At 70.3% G+C, this 14,444-nt stretch carries 12 protein-coding genes; 6 read left to right on the top strand and 6 right to left on the bottom strand.

The features are described 5' to 3' along the window. Positions 1-5: 5 nt before the first annotated feature. On the top strand, positions 6-1,574 hold the full coding sequence (locus tag G4D85_RS08130) for an N-6 DNA methylase (RefSeq protein WP_164009719.1): 1,569 nt from the start codon (positions 6-8) through the stop codon (positions 1,572-1,574). 112 nt (positions 1,575-1,686) lie between these two features. Beyond that, positions 1,687-2,334, top strand: coding sequence for a superoxide dismutase family protein (locus tag G4D85_RS08125; protein ID WP_164009718.1), 648 nt, complete (start codon positions 1,687-1,689; stop codon positions 2,332-2,334). A 137-nt stretch (positions 2,335-2,471) separates the two neighbouring features. Here the strand turns inward: G4D85_RS08125 and G4D85_RS08120 are convergent, their stop codons facing one another. The 4 genes from G4D85_RS08120 to G4D85_RS08105 all read right to left on the bottom strand — a co-directional run bounded on the left by G4D85_RS08120 (position 2,472) and on the right by G4D85_RS08105 (position 8,405). Then, positions 2,472-3,557 carry a DUF6193 family natural product biosynthesis protein gene (locus G4D85_RS08120; protein ID WP_164009716.1) on the bottom strand — a complete coding sequence of 362 codons (1,086 nt, stop codon included), beginning with the start codon at positions 3,555-3,557 and terminating at the stop codon, positions 2,472-2,474. Positions 3,558-3,643: 86 nt separating this feature from the next. Further along, positions 3,644-5,245, bottom strand: coding sequence for a serine hydrolase (locus G4D85_RS08115; RefSeq protein WP_164009714.1), 1,602 nt, complete (start codon positions 5,243-5,245; stop codon positions 3,644-3,646). 94 nt (positions 5,246-5,339) lie between these two features. After that, a complete protein-coding gene (locus G4D85_RS08110) occupies positions 5,340-7,619 on the bottom strand; it encodes a glutamine amidotransferase (RefSeq protein ID WP_164009712.1) in 2,280 nt (759 codons plus the stop codon). A gap of 27 nt (positions 7,620-7,646) precedes the next feature. Beyond that, a complete protein-coding gene (locus G4D85_RS08105) occupies positions 7,647-8,405 on the bottom strand; it encodes a DUF4159 domain-containing protein (RefSeq protein WP_164009710.1) in 759 nt (252 codons plus the stop codon). A 57-nt stretch (positions 8,406-8,462) separates the two neighbouring features. Here G4D85_RS08105 and G4D85_RS08100 point away from each other — a divergent pair, with 57 nt between their 5' ends. The 4 genes from G4D85_RS08100 to G4D85_RS08085 all read left to right on the top strand — a co-directional run bounded on the left by G4D85_RS08100 (position 8,463) and on the right by G4D85_RS08085 (position 12,621). After that, the gene (locus tag G4D85_RS08100; RefSeq protein WP_164009708.1) at positions 8,463-8,726 is read left to right on the top strand and encodes a molecular chaperone DnaJ; all 264 of its coding nucleotides are present in this window, start codon (positions 8,463-8,465) and stop codon (positions 8,724-8,726) included. A 75-nt stretch (positions 8,727-8,801) separates the two neighbouring features. Then, on the top strand, positions 8,802-9,509 hold the full coding sequence (locus G4D85_RS08095) for a hypothetical protein (protein ID WP_164009706.1): 708 nt from the start codon (positions 8,802-8,804) through the stop codon (positions 9,507-9,509). An 84-nt stretch (positions 9,510-9,593) separates the two neighbouring features. Next, a complete protein-coding gene (locus G4D85_RS08090; protein WP_164009704.1) occupies positions 9,594-11,036 on the top strand; it encodes a DUF6250 domain-containing protein in 1,443 nt (480 codons plus the stop codon). Positions 11,037-11,055: 19 nt separating this feature from the next. Beyond that, complete coding sequence (locus G4D85_RS08085; protein ID WP_164009703.1) at positions 11,056-12,621, top strand: beta-ketoacyl synthase N-terminal-like domain-containing protein; 1,566 nt, start codon at positions 11,056-11,058, stop codon at positions 12,619-12,621. 1 nt (position 12,622) lies between these two features. On the opposite strand, the gene G4D85_RS08080 is transcribed toward G4D85_RS08085, so the two are convergent. Together G4D85_RS08080 and G4D85_RS08075 are read right to left on the bottom strand one after the other, a co-directional pair. Then, positions 12,623-13,180 (bottom strand): hypothetical protein, encoded by a 558-nt coding sequence (locus tag G4D85_RS08080; protein WP_240359144.1) that lies wholly within the window; start codon positions 13,178-13,180, stop codon positions 12,623-12,625. Positions 13,181-13,308: 128 nt separating this feature from the next. Beyond that, positions 13,309-14,421: an RNA polymerase factor sigma-32 gene (locus G4D85_RS08075; protein ID WP_164009699.1), complete on the bottom strand. Its 1,113-nt coding sequence runs from the start codon at positions 14,419-14,421 to the stop codon at positions 13,309-13,311. Positions 14,422-14,444: the final 23 nt, after the last annotated feature.

Below are 14,444 nucleotides of genomic sequence, written 5' to 3'. Positions count from 1 at the left end.
ACCTGATGCGACGCGTCGCCAACAGCCCGTTGCAGGTGGATGAGGAGAAGCTCGTCCGTCAGTTCCCCGGGCTGGACCGCAAAGCGGTGGGTGCCTTCTTCACGCCCGCGCCGCTGGTGGAGCGCACGCTGGCACTCGCGCTGACGCACCTGGGCGAAGGCCCGCTCACCGTGGTGGACCCCGCCTGTGGCGCAGGCGCCTTCCTCGCGGCGGCTGCGCGGCTGCGGCCCGATGCGCGGCTGTGCGGCCTGGAGCTGGACCCGGAGGTGGCGCGCGTCTGCCAGGCCCGCGTGCCCGGCGCGGACGTACGCGTGGGGGACTCGCTGCGCGGAGGACTGGAGCCGCTGCTCGCCGCCACGCCGCCGGAGCACCGCGAGCTGTGGGTGGGCAATCCGCCCTACAACGGCACTTCGTCGGTGCTGAAGGACGCGTCCACCTACGCCCGGCTGCGCGCGCTGCTGCCGCTGGCCCTGCCCCCGGGCACCAGCCTGCGGGATGACTTCGCCTTCTTCCTCCTGGTGGCCGCGCACCGGCTGGTGTCGCGCCCGGGGGTGCTCGCCTTCATCACTCCGTCGACGCTGCTGGACGCCTTCCTCTACGCCCCGCTGCGCGAGGCGCTGCTGGGCACCCTGTCCCTACGCGAGGTGGCGGACCTGGGCCCCGGCGCCTTCAAGGGAGCGCAGGTCCGCACCTGCATCACCGTGTGGTCCTCGCTGCCGGGCCCGCGCGTCGCGCCCCGCTTCGAGCGTCGCGGAGACTGGCAGGTCTTCACACCCGAGGCCCCCGAGTGGCGCCTCGCCCCCACGTCCCAGGAGGCCACGGAGCTGGACGCGCGCTGGCGGGCGGAGGGCGAGCCGCTCACCACGCTCGTCCCGGTGAGCCTGCCCGGGGTGAAGACGCGCTTCGACGAGTTGCTGGTGGACGCAGACCCGGAGCGGCTGCTGGCCCGCGTGCGGGCCTTCGCCCTGACTCGCGAGGAAGCGCTGCCTGACTTCGCGCGCGAGCACGGACTGCCGGAGGCCCTGCTCCCCAAGCTGCGCGAGCTGAAGGCGGGCCCGCCGCTGGAGGTGGACGCGAGCCACGTGCGCCCCTTCTTCCGCTACGGAGGCGCACGCCACCGGGGCACGGTGCCACCCGAGGCCCGCGCGTACTGCTACCTCGACCGGCGCCTCGTCCCCCGGGGTGACCACCGGCTGCGCGGGCCGTATGACCCGCACCTGGGCGCGGTGAAGCTCCTCTTCAACGTGCGGGAACTGCCGCTGTCCGCCGCGCTGCTGGAGGAGGAGGGCTGCGTGCACGACCACCGGCACGCCCGCTTCGCGCCGCTGTACGTGCCCCAGCGCCTGCGGGACGAGGGCCTGGGCGTCACGCGCTCCGCGTCGACATTGTCGGAGCTGGGGCCACTGGTGCCCAACCTGTCGCCCCGGGGCCAGGCCTGGGCGGAGACGCTGGGCGGTCCCCTGCCCGCCTTCCGGGCCCTCGTGGCGTTCCTCAACGGGCCCGAGGTGCAGGACATCTGGGCGCCGGCCTTCGGCGCTTCACGCGTGGTGCCAGTGCCTCTCGCAAAGCAGTGAACGCTCCACGTCGCTTCGCGAGAGTGCCCGCACGGTTTCCCGGCGAGAGGCGCGCGCAGTCGCTAGTGTCCGCGTTTGCTCCGCAGCGACCTACCCAGGAGAAGACCCACCTATGAAGATTCGAGCCCTGCTGACCGCCGCTACCCTCCTCTCCGCCGCGCCCGCGCTGGCCCAGGCCCCGCAGGCCGCGCCCCAGGCGCAGGACAAGGGGAAGGGCGCGAAGGCCGAGGGTGCGCCCGCCCAGGGCACGCCGCCCGCCACCGCCACTCCGGCGGCTGAGGCGCCCCCGAAGAAGGCGGCTCCCAAGAAGGGAGAATCGGCCAAGGCCATGGTGAAGGACGCCCAGGGCAAGGACGTGGGCGAAATCACCTTCGAGCAGACGGCCCAGGGCGTGCTGGTGAAGGGCACCCTGAGCAACCTGCCGCCGGGCCAGCACGCCTTCCACATCCACGAGACGGGCAAGTGCGAGGCCCCGGACTTCAAGACGGCGGGCGGCCACTTCAACCCCGCGAAGAAGGCCCACGGCATCCTGGCCCCGAAGGGCCGGCACCATGGTGACCTGCCCAACCTCTACGTCGGCCAGGACGGCCGCGTGCAGTTCGACACCTTCGCCCAGCAGGGCCTCACCGTGAAGTCGATGTTCGACAAGGACGGCTCCTCGGTGATGGTGCACACCAAGGAGGACGACTACCACACCGACCCGACCGGCGACGCCGGTGGCCGCATCGCGTGCGGCGTGGTGGAGAAGTCCCAGCCGTAGCGGGTGTAGCGGGTGCCTCTCTCATGCTGGAGAGAGGCACTCCGCTGGATGGGGGCGCCCGGGAGCAGGCGGGAGCGGAAGGAACGCTCATTCCGCATGGCTGCCGCCCCAGCTGGCCAGGAAAGAAGGGGCTTGAATCAGTCGTCCTCGTCCACTGCGTCTCTCGTGCTGCCGTAGAAGGTGGTGTCCCCTTCGGTGGCCAGGATTCCCTCGACGAACTGGCAGATTTCCTCAGGCCCCCCTTCGAGCGTCCTCTCACCGCAGTGCGCCGAGTACCGCGCCTCGGTCAGGTCGGCCATGGGCCCTCCCTTGAAGCGCGGAGAGATGTAGGGCAGCCCCTCGGTCGAGAACGGGTGACGCGGGCAACGAGAGAAGCAGAGCGTGTCGTGGCTCGTGAAGAAGAAGAAGCGCCGGAAGATGGGCCGGCTCGCCATGCGCTCCAGCAGGGGAAGAAGAGGGACCAGGGGCGCCCAGCCCTTCACGCCCTGACTCTCTCTCGCCCGCGCGATGGCATCGTCCCAGCGCCACTCCGCGTACCGCCCCGCCTCGTAAGCGGGGGCGTGGGGCTCGATGCGGATGAACGGGAACTCGCGCTGCAGTGGCTCGACGCGGACACCTGAGTCCAACCACCCTGAGATGGCAGTGGAGAGGCCGTCCACGTCCGAAGCCTTGCCTTCGGCCAGGCGTGTCCCCAGGTGGAGAAACGTGCAGCGAGCCTCGGAGCCCCCATGAAGCGCATCGAGCTCGCAGGCGCGATCCTCCCCGTTCACCGTCAACGTATAGAAATCCCCGAGTGGCTCACGGAGAAGGCACCGCCGGGGGGAGCCCAGGCGTTCCAGCACCGCATCCACTTTCCGGCGCAGCGCCTCAAGCTCCCGCTTCTTCCGGTCGAGGAAGGGAAAGCGGGCGTACAGGTCCTGGAGCGGCACTGCTTCCACGAGCCAGTCCTGGAGCACGCGAAGAGCCTCTTCGAGCGACCAGGTTCGCCCATTCGCGCTCTTCTGCGAGCCTTCGCGGAGCGTGAGGCAATACTCAGTCCCCTCCTGCCTGTAGTAGCGGAAGGCACTCACCCGACAGGCCCGCACCTCGGCCCGCACCTCGACGTGCCAGTGAACACCGGCCCCCTCCAGCACGAGCCGCACGGGAACTGAAGGGCTGGCGAAGTGTCGCTCCAGGAGGGCCAGCAGTTCCCGTGCGATTATTTCTGCCTCGAACTGGGGCATGTCACGGCCTCACGAATCCAGCCTTCACGGAAGTCCGGCGCGCCCGGCTGGCGGATGCGCGGCAAGTGCCGGTCGAGCGGCCTGCTTCAGTGCACGGGACGTGCGACAGCCCCGGCGGCATCCTCCTTCACGGGCGTGAAGAGCAGGTCCTGGAAGTCGTAGCTGAAGTCGGTGAGCGGAGACACGGGCTGCATCCGCATCTCACCGATGGAGCCATCCGGCTTCAGGGAGAATGACACGTACGCATCCGCGTTCAGCGTGCGGTCCTTCCACTTCGCCACGAAGGTGTCGTACTGCCAATGCTCCAGCGTTCCAGTGAGCGCGGGCGTGCGGCTGAAGCGGAGGACCCACTTCTCCCCTTCCTTCGAGATGGCCACGTCGCCGTACCAGGCGTCCCGGTACTTCCCCACGTAGGCGTCCATGGGCAGCGACGGCTTCGACTGCGCATTCCGTCCCGAGTTCGCCGCCGCCACCTTCGCCTGCGCCTTCGCCTCCCGCTCCACGTCATCCGCCTTGAACGCGGCGACCCAGTCCGTGGCCGGAGCCCCCAGGTACGCGTCCAGCAACGTCCACGTGGGGGCCTCGTACCCACCGCGCTCCTCCTGGTTCGTCAGCACGGCGATGCCCAGCCGCAATTCCGGGACGAGCACCACGCGCGACACGTAGCCCGGCAGCCCTCCCGTGTGCCCCACCAGCTTGTAGCCCCGGTAGTCGCGCAGCGACCAGCCGAGCCCGTACGCCGAGAAGTTCGCGCGCGTCGCGGCGAGCGCCTTCGACGGCTCGCGGATGGGCAGCACCGTCTGCGCCGACCACATCTCCCTCGACTGCTCCTCGCTGAAGAGACGCTTCTTCCCCTCCGTGCCCGGAACCACTCCACGCTCCAGCTGCGCGAGCATCCACCGCGACAGCTCATTGACGCTGGAGTTGATGCCACCCGCCGGCGCGTTGTTGTCGAAGGGCACCGGGGCAATGGCCTTCAGCACTCCATCCGCCTTCGCGTGCGGCATGGCCACGTTGGCGCCCGCGCGGAAGGCCGTCACGCTGGTGTTGCTGGTCCGCATCCCCAGCGGCGTGAAGATGCGCTCGCGCATGAAGGCGCCCCAGCTCTTCCCGCTCGCCTTCTCGATGACCTTCCCCGCCACGAGGTAGAGGATGTTGTCGTACGCATACTTGCTGCGGAAGCTGCTCGCCGGAGGGATGCGCCGCAGGCGGGTGACAATCTCCTCCTCGGTGAACGTCGACTGCGGGAAGTAGAGCAGGTCGCCGGCCCCCAGCCCCAGGCCGCTTCGGTGCACCAGCAAGTCACGCACGGTCAGCTCGCGCGTGACGTACGAGTCATGCATCTGGAACGAGGGCAGGTGGTCGATGACGCGGTCATCCCACTGGAGCTTCCCCTCATCCACGAGCATGGCCAGCGCCGCCGCGGTGAAGGCCTTGGTGTTGGAGGCGATGCCGAACAACGTGTCCGGCGTCACCGGCGTGCGCTCACCCTGCTTCCGCACGCCATAGCCCTTCGCCAACACCACCTTGCCGTCCTTCACGACGGCGACGGCGATGCCGGGCACCTCGAAGGACTCCAGCGTCCGCTGAATCGCGGCATCGATGGCCTGCGGAGAAGCCTCCGGGACCTGGGCCAGCGCGGGGGTGAACGAGAGGACGACGAGGAGAAGCGCGAGGGCGTATCGCACGGGAGCTCCGGGTGAGAACAGGCGTCGCGCCTGTCTACCGCACCCGGGCCCGCCACTACAGCGCCCGGCCTTCACGATGCCGGGACACTGTCGCTCACACGTAGCCGAAGCGGCGCCGTGCGAACCACTCCGCGCCCAGCAGCGCGATGAGCGCCACCAGGTAGTACCAGCGGTCCCACAGCGGCTGGTCCTTGGCGCGGCCCACCTCCACCACCGGAGGGTCCAGCAGCGGCACATCCGGCAGCCCGCCCTGGGGCAGCTTGTACGCCTTGCCGCCCGTCACCTTGGCGATGTCCTCCATCAGCTCCGTGCGCACCGAGGCGTCCGAAAGCTCCGGCCCCACGGCGCGCACCGCCACCGCGTCCTCGCCCGCGCCCAGGTCCGTCTCGCCCTTCTTCGCCGAGGCCAGCAGCTTGTACGGGCCGGGCGCGGGCGGCGCGAACTCCAGTCGCACCACGCCATCCGCTCCCGCGGTGCCCGTCTGCACCGCTATCGGCTTCTGCGTCGCCACGGAGAACAGCTCCACCCGCACCTGCGCGTCCTGCGCCGGCTGGTAGTCCGCCATCCGCGCCTGCACCACCACGCCCACGGGCCGCCCCGGCTCCACCGACGGCGGGTCCGCCGTCACCTTCAGCGTCGTCAGGTCCGGGTCCCTCACCAGCCACCGCAGCGCATTGCCCCAGAAGCGGTCATACGCGCGGCTGGGCGAGCCATCCCGGTGCGCCGCGAAGGCCCAGTACCAGGACGCATCCGTGGCCATCACCAGCGAGCGGCCCCGGCCGTAGTCCCACACCGCCACCAGCGGTGCATTCCTTCCGTTCGCCGTCAGGTGCGGGTGGTCCAGCAGCACCGTGGCCCCGGGACGCGCCGTCGTCAGGTTGGCGCCCGGAATGGGCGGCAGCTCCGCCCACGCGGACTCCGTGCTCGCCGCGCCCGTGCCAATGGCCGTTATCGGGTGGCGCATGCCCTCCGGCGTCAGTCGGGCCGTGAAGGGCTCCGGGTTGGCGGGGCCGGCGGCGGCGACGGGCAGCGCCTCCATCAGCGTGGGCATCATCGCCCGGCCCTCGCCCAGCACGCTGTCGCCACCAATCATCACGAAGGCGCCGCCGTTGTGGATGTAGCGCTCCAGGTTGCGCTCGTACTCGGCGATGGACAGCGACGGGTCCGCGTGGCCGAAGTTCTGGAAGATGACGACGTCGAAGGTGTCCAGCTTCGTGTCGAAAATCTCCTCCATGGGGAACGGGATGAGCGACAGCTCGCGCTCGTTCACCACGCCCGGGTCGTCCGACAGCGTGCGCAGGATGTAGAACGACACCAGGTCCACGTTGGCGTCCTGGCGCAGCAGCCCGCGCAGGTAGCGCTCGTCCCACGAGGGCCGGCCCACCACCAGCAGCACGCGCACGCGGTCCCGAATCACCTTCAGCGTGAAGGAGCGGGTGTTGTTGTCCGCCACCGCCTCGTCCGGGAAGGTGGGCACCGTCACCGTGTAGACGAAGCGCCCCGTCTGGTCCGGCGTGAAGGTGAAGGCCACCGGCTTCACGTCGTCCGAGGACTCCAGGCGCACCGTCTTGCTCGCCACCGTCTTGCCTTCCTGGCTGAGCACCACCGGAATCTCACGCCCGCCGAAGCCGCGGCCGTGAATCTCCACCTCCACGGTGAGCGAGTTGCGCACGAAGGCGAAGTCGTCGACCTTCAGCCCCTCCACCGCCAGGTCCTTCAGCGACTCCTGGCCCACGGTGAAGGTGGAGACGGGCACATTCAGGTCCGCCAGCGCCGCGCGCGCCCGACCCACCACGCCCGACTTCAGCTCGGTGTTGTCCGCGCCGTCGCTGAACAGCAGCATGCCCGACAGCTTGCGGGCGCCCTGCCCCTCCCCCGCCGCCGAGCGCACCGCGGCGAGCAGGTCCGTGGTGCCCGCGCGCGCCGGCTCCTTCGCCAGCGACGCGGCCGTCACCGGCGCCAACTCCGGGTCGAAGCCGTACAGCTCCACCGTGAAGCGGTCCTGCAGGGCGGCCAGTTGCGGCGCGGCCTTCTCCAGGAAGGAGGCCACCTGCGCGGTGCGCGTGGGGCCGCCGGGCTCGGAGGGGAAGCTCATGGAGGCGGAGCGGTCCACCAGCACGGCGACGCGGTTCTTCATCCGCGCCACCTGCAGGTGACGGATGCCGGGCTCCAGGAGGAAGAAGAGCGCGGCCACGCCCGCGCCCACCCGGAGGACCCAGAGGAGGACACGGCGGTAGCGCGAGGGCTCGCGGCGCACGCCCCAGGCGGCCAGCGCCACGCCCAGCACCAGTCCGAGGGCGAGCAGCACCAGCGCCCACGGCGGCAGCGGGGAGAGGCTGACGAGCTTCCAGGCGTTGAAGGTGGGGGAGTTCATCCAGGCTTTCGGCGTCAGGCCGGTGCTTCAGCGCCGCTTGTTGAGGATGAGCTGCAGGTGGACGGCGTCATCCTTGTAGTCGAGGCAGAGGGCATACATGCAGATGTTGATGCCCAGGCGAACGGCCAGCTCGCGCTGGGGCTCGCCGCCGGGGGACACGTCGAACTCGTAGTCGCCGGCCTCGCTGCGGCTCCAGGCCCCGGCCAGGTCGTTCTGCGAGTACAGCACCGCGGCGCGCTTGCCCAGCATGGACGCCATCAACTGGGGCTTGTTGAGCAGCCGCCCCGGCGCCGCGTCCAGCATGAAGAAGGACTTGAACACCACGTGGGTGGAGGGCACCTCGGTCAGCGGGTTCTGCGGCAGCACCCGCGCGATTTCCCGGCGGAAGGACGCGTCGAAGCCGTCCCCGTCGCTGCCGTCATTGGCGTCCGCCAGCAGGAAGCCGCCGTAGGTGAGGTAGCGCCGCAGGTTGATGACCTCCGCCTCGGTGAGCGCGGGGAAGCTCCCATCGCTGCCCATGTAGAGGAAGGGGTACTCGAAGAGCTCCGGCGAGCTGAGCAGGAAGGGGCGCGCGTCCGGCACCACCTCCACGGAGGTGCGGCGCTGCAGCTCCCAGGCGATGCGGCGCAGCCCGGACACTCGCGCGTCCCAGCGACCTCCGTGCCGGACCACAGCGGGGATGAAGCGGCTCTTCTCACCGAACGCGTCCGCCCGTCGGGACAGCAACGGAGCGAGCGCGGCGGTGCCGAGCAGGAGGTTTCGACGGGTCAATCGCCGCGCGGACATAAGGAGTTTCTATATACCGTCGACGGGTATGCGCATTCCCCGGTATAGAGAGCCCTCATGGCAAAAGGCGGACAGACGCCCCCGGAGCCAGGCTCGGCCGAGGTGAAGGCCGCCTGGGCCCGGAGGGAGGCCGGCGACGTGGCCGGGGCCCGGCGCGACGCCGAGCGCATCCTGGCGGGCAACCCCTCCCCGGAGGACCGGGCGGAGGCGGAGGCCCTGCTCCGGAGCACCTCCACGCCCCCCCGGCTCTACGGCTTCGCCCTGCTGGCCGCCGCCGTCTTCTTCGTGCTGCTGGTGCTCGCACTGTCCCGGTACGCGTAAGCTAGCGGGCTCGCGCGGCCGTTCCGGGCGCGCGCCGCTTCAATGAAGCAAGATGAAGCAAGGAGATGGAGCCACATGGAAGGCCTCCTCCAGGCCCTCAGGGCATACCAGACGTTCAACCCCTCCGGCTGGGTGGCCATCTACCGGCTGCTGCCCATGTGGGCGGGTATCGTCTGCTGTGTCGTCGGGGTGACGCTGCTGCTCGCGGGCGGCGGGCGGCTGTTCCGCGTGCTGGCGGGACCCATCGGCGCCGTGCTCGGCCTGTGGTGCACGGGCATCCTCACCACCAAGCTGGGGATACCGGAAGTCGTCCCCCGGCTGCCCACCATCGTCGCGGCGGTGCTGCTGGCGATGGGCTTCCTCTTCCCCCCGGCCATCACCTTCGTGGGACTGGGCGTGCCGCTGGGCCTGGTCGCCGGGCAGATTGCCGGGCCCCAGGACTTCCTGCTGGGCTTCGCGCCGGGCTTCATCATCGGCGGGCTGGTGGGCGCGCTGCTCCACCGCGTGGTGAGCGCGCTGGTGGCGTCGGCGGTGGGTGCGTGGGTGCTCGTCATCGGCGCGCTCGCGGCGATGCACCAGTTCGGCGGCCTGGTGGCGGCGGTGGCCAGCCGGCCCTGGGGCGTCATCGTCGCGGCGGCCCTCTTCGCGGTGGCGGGCGCGGTGTACCAGCTCGCCGTCCGCCCCTCTCCCGAGGATGCGGACAAGCAGCGCGCCGAGCGGGAACGGCTGAAGCAGCGCCAGGCGGAGCAGCAGGCGCTCGAGAAGCGCTGGGGGGTCAAGTAGCCCGCCTCCGGCGCGCTTTACGTCCACCGCCCCGGCGCGTACATTCCGCCGCCTTTCCCCCAGGATTCCCCCCCGTAAGGACTGATGGGCCAGGCCAGGCGCAAGGAGAAGCAGCAGGAAGCCCCCACGGAGCCCGCTCCCCGGCAGGAAGCCCCCGCGCCCTCCGACGCGTGGGTGAAGCCCCAGGGGCTGTCCCGGCGGGGTTGGGCCGTGCTCGCCGGCCTCATCCTCCTCATCCAGTTCCCGCTCATCCACTACGCCCTCGTCCGCGGCCAGTCCGACGTGACGGCGGCGGTGCCCTACGCCCAGGACTTCTCGGACCCGGCCGTGGTGAAGCGCGACTTCTTCGCCACCGGCGGCCTCTGGCGCACCGTGAATGGCGAGCTGCTCGGCCCCGGCGTGAAGAACAACCCCCTCTGGCTCCAGGCGCCGCTGCCGGACGACGTGGCCGTGGAGCTGGATGTCCGCTCCGAGTTCCCCGAGGGGGACATCCGGGTCGAGATTTTCGGCAACGGCGTGGACCCGTCCTCGGGCTACGTCCTGGTGCAGGGCGGGTGGAACAACTCCCTGTCCGTCATCGCCCGCAAGGATTTGGGCGCCCCCAACATGGACGCGCTCCGGCGCCGCGCCGCCCGCGCGGGCGGTGAGGCGAACGTGGACCTGGTGGGCTCCGGCGTCTACAAGCAGGACACCCAGGTGCGCGTGGAAGCGCGCGGCACCCCGGTGCAGGCGGGCCGCACGTACCACTGGCGAATCGAGCGCCGCGGCCAGAAGCTGCGCTGGTCCATCGACGGCGAGCTGATGCTGGAGCTGGACGACCCGCTCCCCCTCAAGGGCCCGGGCAACGACAGGCTCGGCCTGTCCGGCAACGAGTCCCAGCTCTTCTTCGACAACCTGCGCGTGGACACGCCGGACCGGCTGCCCGCCACCGCGCCCGCCGCGGCCGCCCCGCTGCCGCCGCCCGGCCCCTATGCGGACGACTTCAACCGCGCCACGCTGGGCGACGCGTGGAACGTCACCAACCCCTCTGCGGTGAAGCTGCAGGACGGCGCGCTGGTGGTGGAGCTGGTCCACAACCGCCCCGTCTGGCTGAAGCAGCCCATCCCCGCCAACGCCACCATTGAGTTCGACGCCTGGACGGAGAACCCCGAGGGCGACATCAAGGTGGAGGCCTGGGGCGACGGCCGCTCCTTCTACGCGGGTGACTTGCGGCTGCAGTACACCGCCACCGGCTACGTCTTCATCTTCGGCGGCTGGCGCAACACGCAGTCCGCCATCGCCCGCCAGCACGAGCACACCAATGACCGCGCGGTGCGCGACGGCGCCGCCGTGGTGCCCGGCAAGCGCCACCACATCAAGATTACCCGCCGCGGCGGCAACCTGGCGTGGGAGCTGGACGGCCAGCCCTTCCTCAACCTCCAGGACCCGGCCCCCCTGCAGGGCCCGCGCAACCAGTTCTTCGGGTTCTCCGGTTGGAAGACCCGCGTGCACTTCGACAATCTGAAAATCGAGCCGCTCTCCCCCTAGCGGCGAAGGAAAGCCTCACGTGCGCAGAGTCGGAATCTTTGGCTGGGGCGTCGTTGCCCCCCGGTCCAGGAACATCGAAGCTTTCGAGAAGAATCTGTCGTCCTCCGAGAGCTGGCTGTCCCCCTTCAACGGCTTCGGGCCGGACAACTTCCTCGTCGGCATGCCGGAGTTCGAGCTGGCCGACTACAAGCCGTGGATTGACGCGCGCTTCCCCGGCAGCCGCTTCTCGCAGCTGGAGCGGAAGATGGGCCAGCCGACGCAGTTCGCCATCGGCGCCTTCATCCAGTCGCTCGCGCAGAACCCCGGGCTGGAGCAGGAGCTGCAGGCGCTGGGCTCCCGCGCCCACGTCTACGTGGGCACCGGCCTGGGCGACCTGCCCACCATCCAGAACATCTCCCTCGACTTGTACCGCGCCCAGCGTCGGTGGGACCGCTTCTGGGCGACCCCGGCGCGCAACGCCGTGCTGCGCCAGTGGATGGAGACGCGCGAGCCGCTGCCGGGCCTGCCTCCGGAGCCGTCCACCGTGGACGAGGCCACGCGCGAAGAGGCCGAGGACGCGTGGTGGCACTACTGGGCCGGCCGCTCCACGGAGCTGCGCGAGTACCTGTCCGAGCTGCGCGAGATTGAAGCCCTCGGCGTGCCCGACGAGGGCGACATCGAGTCCGCCAAGCTGGCCGTCATCAAGGAGAAGCGCACCCGCAACGCGCGCCTCCAGAAGAAGTGGATGTCGCCGGAGCCGCCGTGGAACTCGGTGTCCTCCAACGTGCTGTGGAACATCCACAACACGCCGGCCTCGCAGATTTCGATGCTGGGGCGCATCACCGGCATGGCATTCGCCCCGGTGGCCGCGTGCTCGTCCTTCGGCTACGGCCTGAGGCTGGCCATCAACGCGATTCAGCTGGGCCAGGCGAAGGCCGTCGTCATGGGCATGACTGACGCCGCGCCCAACCCGCTCGTCGTCGGCGGCTTCTACAACGCCCGCGTCATCTCCGCGGACGCCGCCCTCTCCAAGCCCCTCACCGCGCTGCGGGGCACGCACATCGCCGGTGGCTCGGTGGTGTGGGTGCTGGGTGACCTGGAGCACTTCACGGCGAAGGGCTTCAAGCCGCTGGGCATGGAGCCGGTGGCCGTGGGCGTCACCGCCGACGCGGACCACATCATCACCCCGTCCAAGGAAGGCCCCACGCTGGCCATCCGCGAGGCGCTGGCCGAGGCTGGCGTCACCCCCGCGGACGTGGGGAGCTGGGATTTGCACGCCACCGCCACCCCGGGCGACTTCCTGGAAGTGCAGAACCTGCGGGACGTGATGCCCGAGTCGGTGCTGATTACGGCGCGCAAGGGCACCTTCGGCCACGGCATGTCCGCGGGCGGGGGCTGGGAGCTGACGGCCCAGTACCTCGGCTACGGCCAGGGCAAGGTGTTCTCCACGCCGCTGAAGCAGGCCGAGCTGAACAAGCAGATTTCGCGCGTGCACAGCCGCTTCGTCTTCGACGAGGCGGTGGACGCGCCCGCTGGCTGCGCGGGCAAGCTGTCCATGGGCGTGGGCGGCATCAACGCCTGCGTCATCTCCCGCCCCTGGAAATAGCTCAGGGGTGGGCGCGCTTCGCGTCCGCCTCCAGCTTCGCCGCCGCCTCCGGGTCCAGGTGCCGGAGCAGCTCCAGCTCCAGCTCCAGGTCCCGGGCGAAGCGCTGCTCGGCGGGCAGCGAGCCGCTGCTGCCGCTGCTGTTGGTGTTGATGGCGGCGGCGCGCTCCGAGCGCGTCGTCACCACGCCGTCCACGTAGCTGGAGCCCACGGACTGGGAGGTGCGGTCCAGCCGCGTCACCCGCAGGGCCACGCCCCCGCTGGCCACGCGCACGCCCTCCACGAGGAAGCGCGAGGAGGTGGTGGGGCCCAGGGTGCCGCCACCCGAGTCCCGCCACTCCGTCTCCAGCACGAAGCGGCCCGGGTTCTCCCGCCACGAGTAGCCCTTCTCCTTGAGCACCGACTGCACCACGGGCCAGATTTCCACCAACTGCTTGCGGTAGACGTGGTGGGCCGACTGGTCTCGCACGTAGTTCTGACGGAGCGTGCCGGAACAGCCGGTGAGCGCCAGCAGCGTGGCGATGGCGAGACACACGCCCGCGGCGTGGGTGATGCGATGCATGAGAGCCCCCTGGGTCCGGGAGGAACGTTGCCGGGCAGTCAGCATATCGCCACCGCCCGGCCATGTACCCCGGGGGCTTCCCGGACTGTCGGCTCCCGGCCGCCGGACGGCCGAGCCCCTTGCGGGCCTCAGGCCTTCGGTGTCGCGACCAGGTCGAAGTCGGGGATGTGCTCGCGCATGAACTCGCGCATCCGGTTGATGAGGGCCGCCTCAATCTGCCGGGCGCGCTCGCGGCTGACGCCGTACTTGTCGCCGATGTCCTGGAGCGTGAGGGGCTCGTCGGAGGTGAGCCGGTTCTCGAAGATGTAGCGCTCCTTGCCCTCCAGCGTCCGGGAGAACTCGGCCAGCTTGTCGCGGAAGAGGGCCTTGAGCTGCTCGGCGCCCAGCCGCTCGTCGGCGGGCATGGCGTTCGAGGGCAGGTACCGGTCCGCGCGCGTCGCGCCGGAGTCCTCGTCCCCGCGCAGGGGCGCGTCGATGGACATCTCGTCGTGCCCCAGCCGCTGGTCCATCTCCACCACGTCCTGCTCACTGACGTTGAGCCGCTCCGCCAGCAGCTTGGGGCTGGCCTCGAAGCCCTGGGAGATGAGCTTCTCCTGCTCCTGGCGAAGCTTGAAGAAGAGCTTCCGCTGGGCCTCGGTGGTCCCCAGCTTCACCATCTTCCAGTTGTCCATGATGTAGCGGAGGATGTAGGCGCGAATCCACCAGGCGGCGTAGCTGCTGAGCTTCACGCCCCGCTCCGGGTCGTACTTCTTCACCGCCTGCATCAACCCGATGTTGCCCTCCTGCACCAGGTCCAGCAGGGAAAGCGGGTTGCGGTGGTATTCGTGGGCCAGCTTGACGACCAGGCGCAGGTTGGAGGCGACCAGCCGGTAGGCCGCCCCCACGTCCGCCGTGTCCCGGTACTTCCGGGCGAGTTGGAGCTCCTCCTCCCGGGTCAGCAGGGGATGGCGCTGGACTTCCGCCATGTAGGCCTGGAGGGGGTCCTTCGTGGCCAGCGCGGACTCGCCCACCCGGGCCAGGGCCCTCGTGGGGACGACGGGGGCGCTCAGGTCCGCCTCGGGCTCCACCTCGGCCAATTCCGCGGGGTCCGGCTCCAGGGTGTCCGGGTCCACCTGAGGCTCGGCCTCGGCCCCCTCGGCCTGGGCATCCACGATTTCCGCGTCCACCACCTCGCCCGTGGCCGGCCGTTTCGCGCGAGGGCGGGGGGTCGCCCCTTTGGTTCTCTTCCTCCCATTCGCCATGGGCGCTCCATACAGCAAAGTGC

Source organism: Pyxidicoccus trucidator (assembly GCF_010894435.1).
GTDB lineage: Bacteria > Myxococcota > Myxococcia > Myxococcales > Myxococcaceae > Myxococcus > Myxococcus trucidator.
This window is presented reverse-complemented; position numbering and strand designations above follow the sequence as displayed.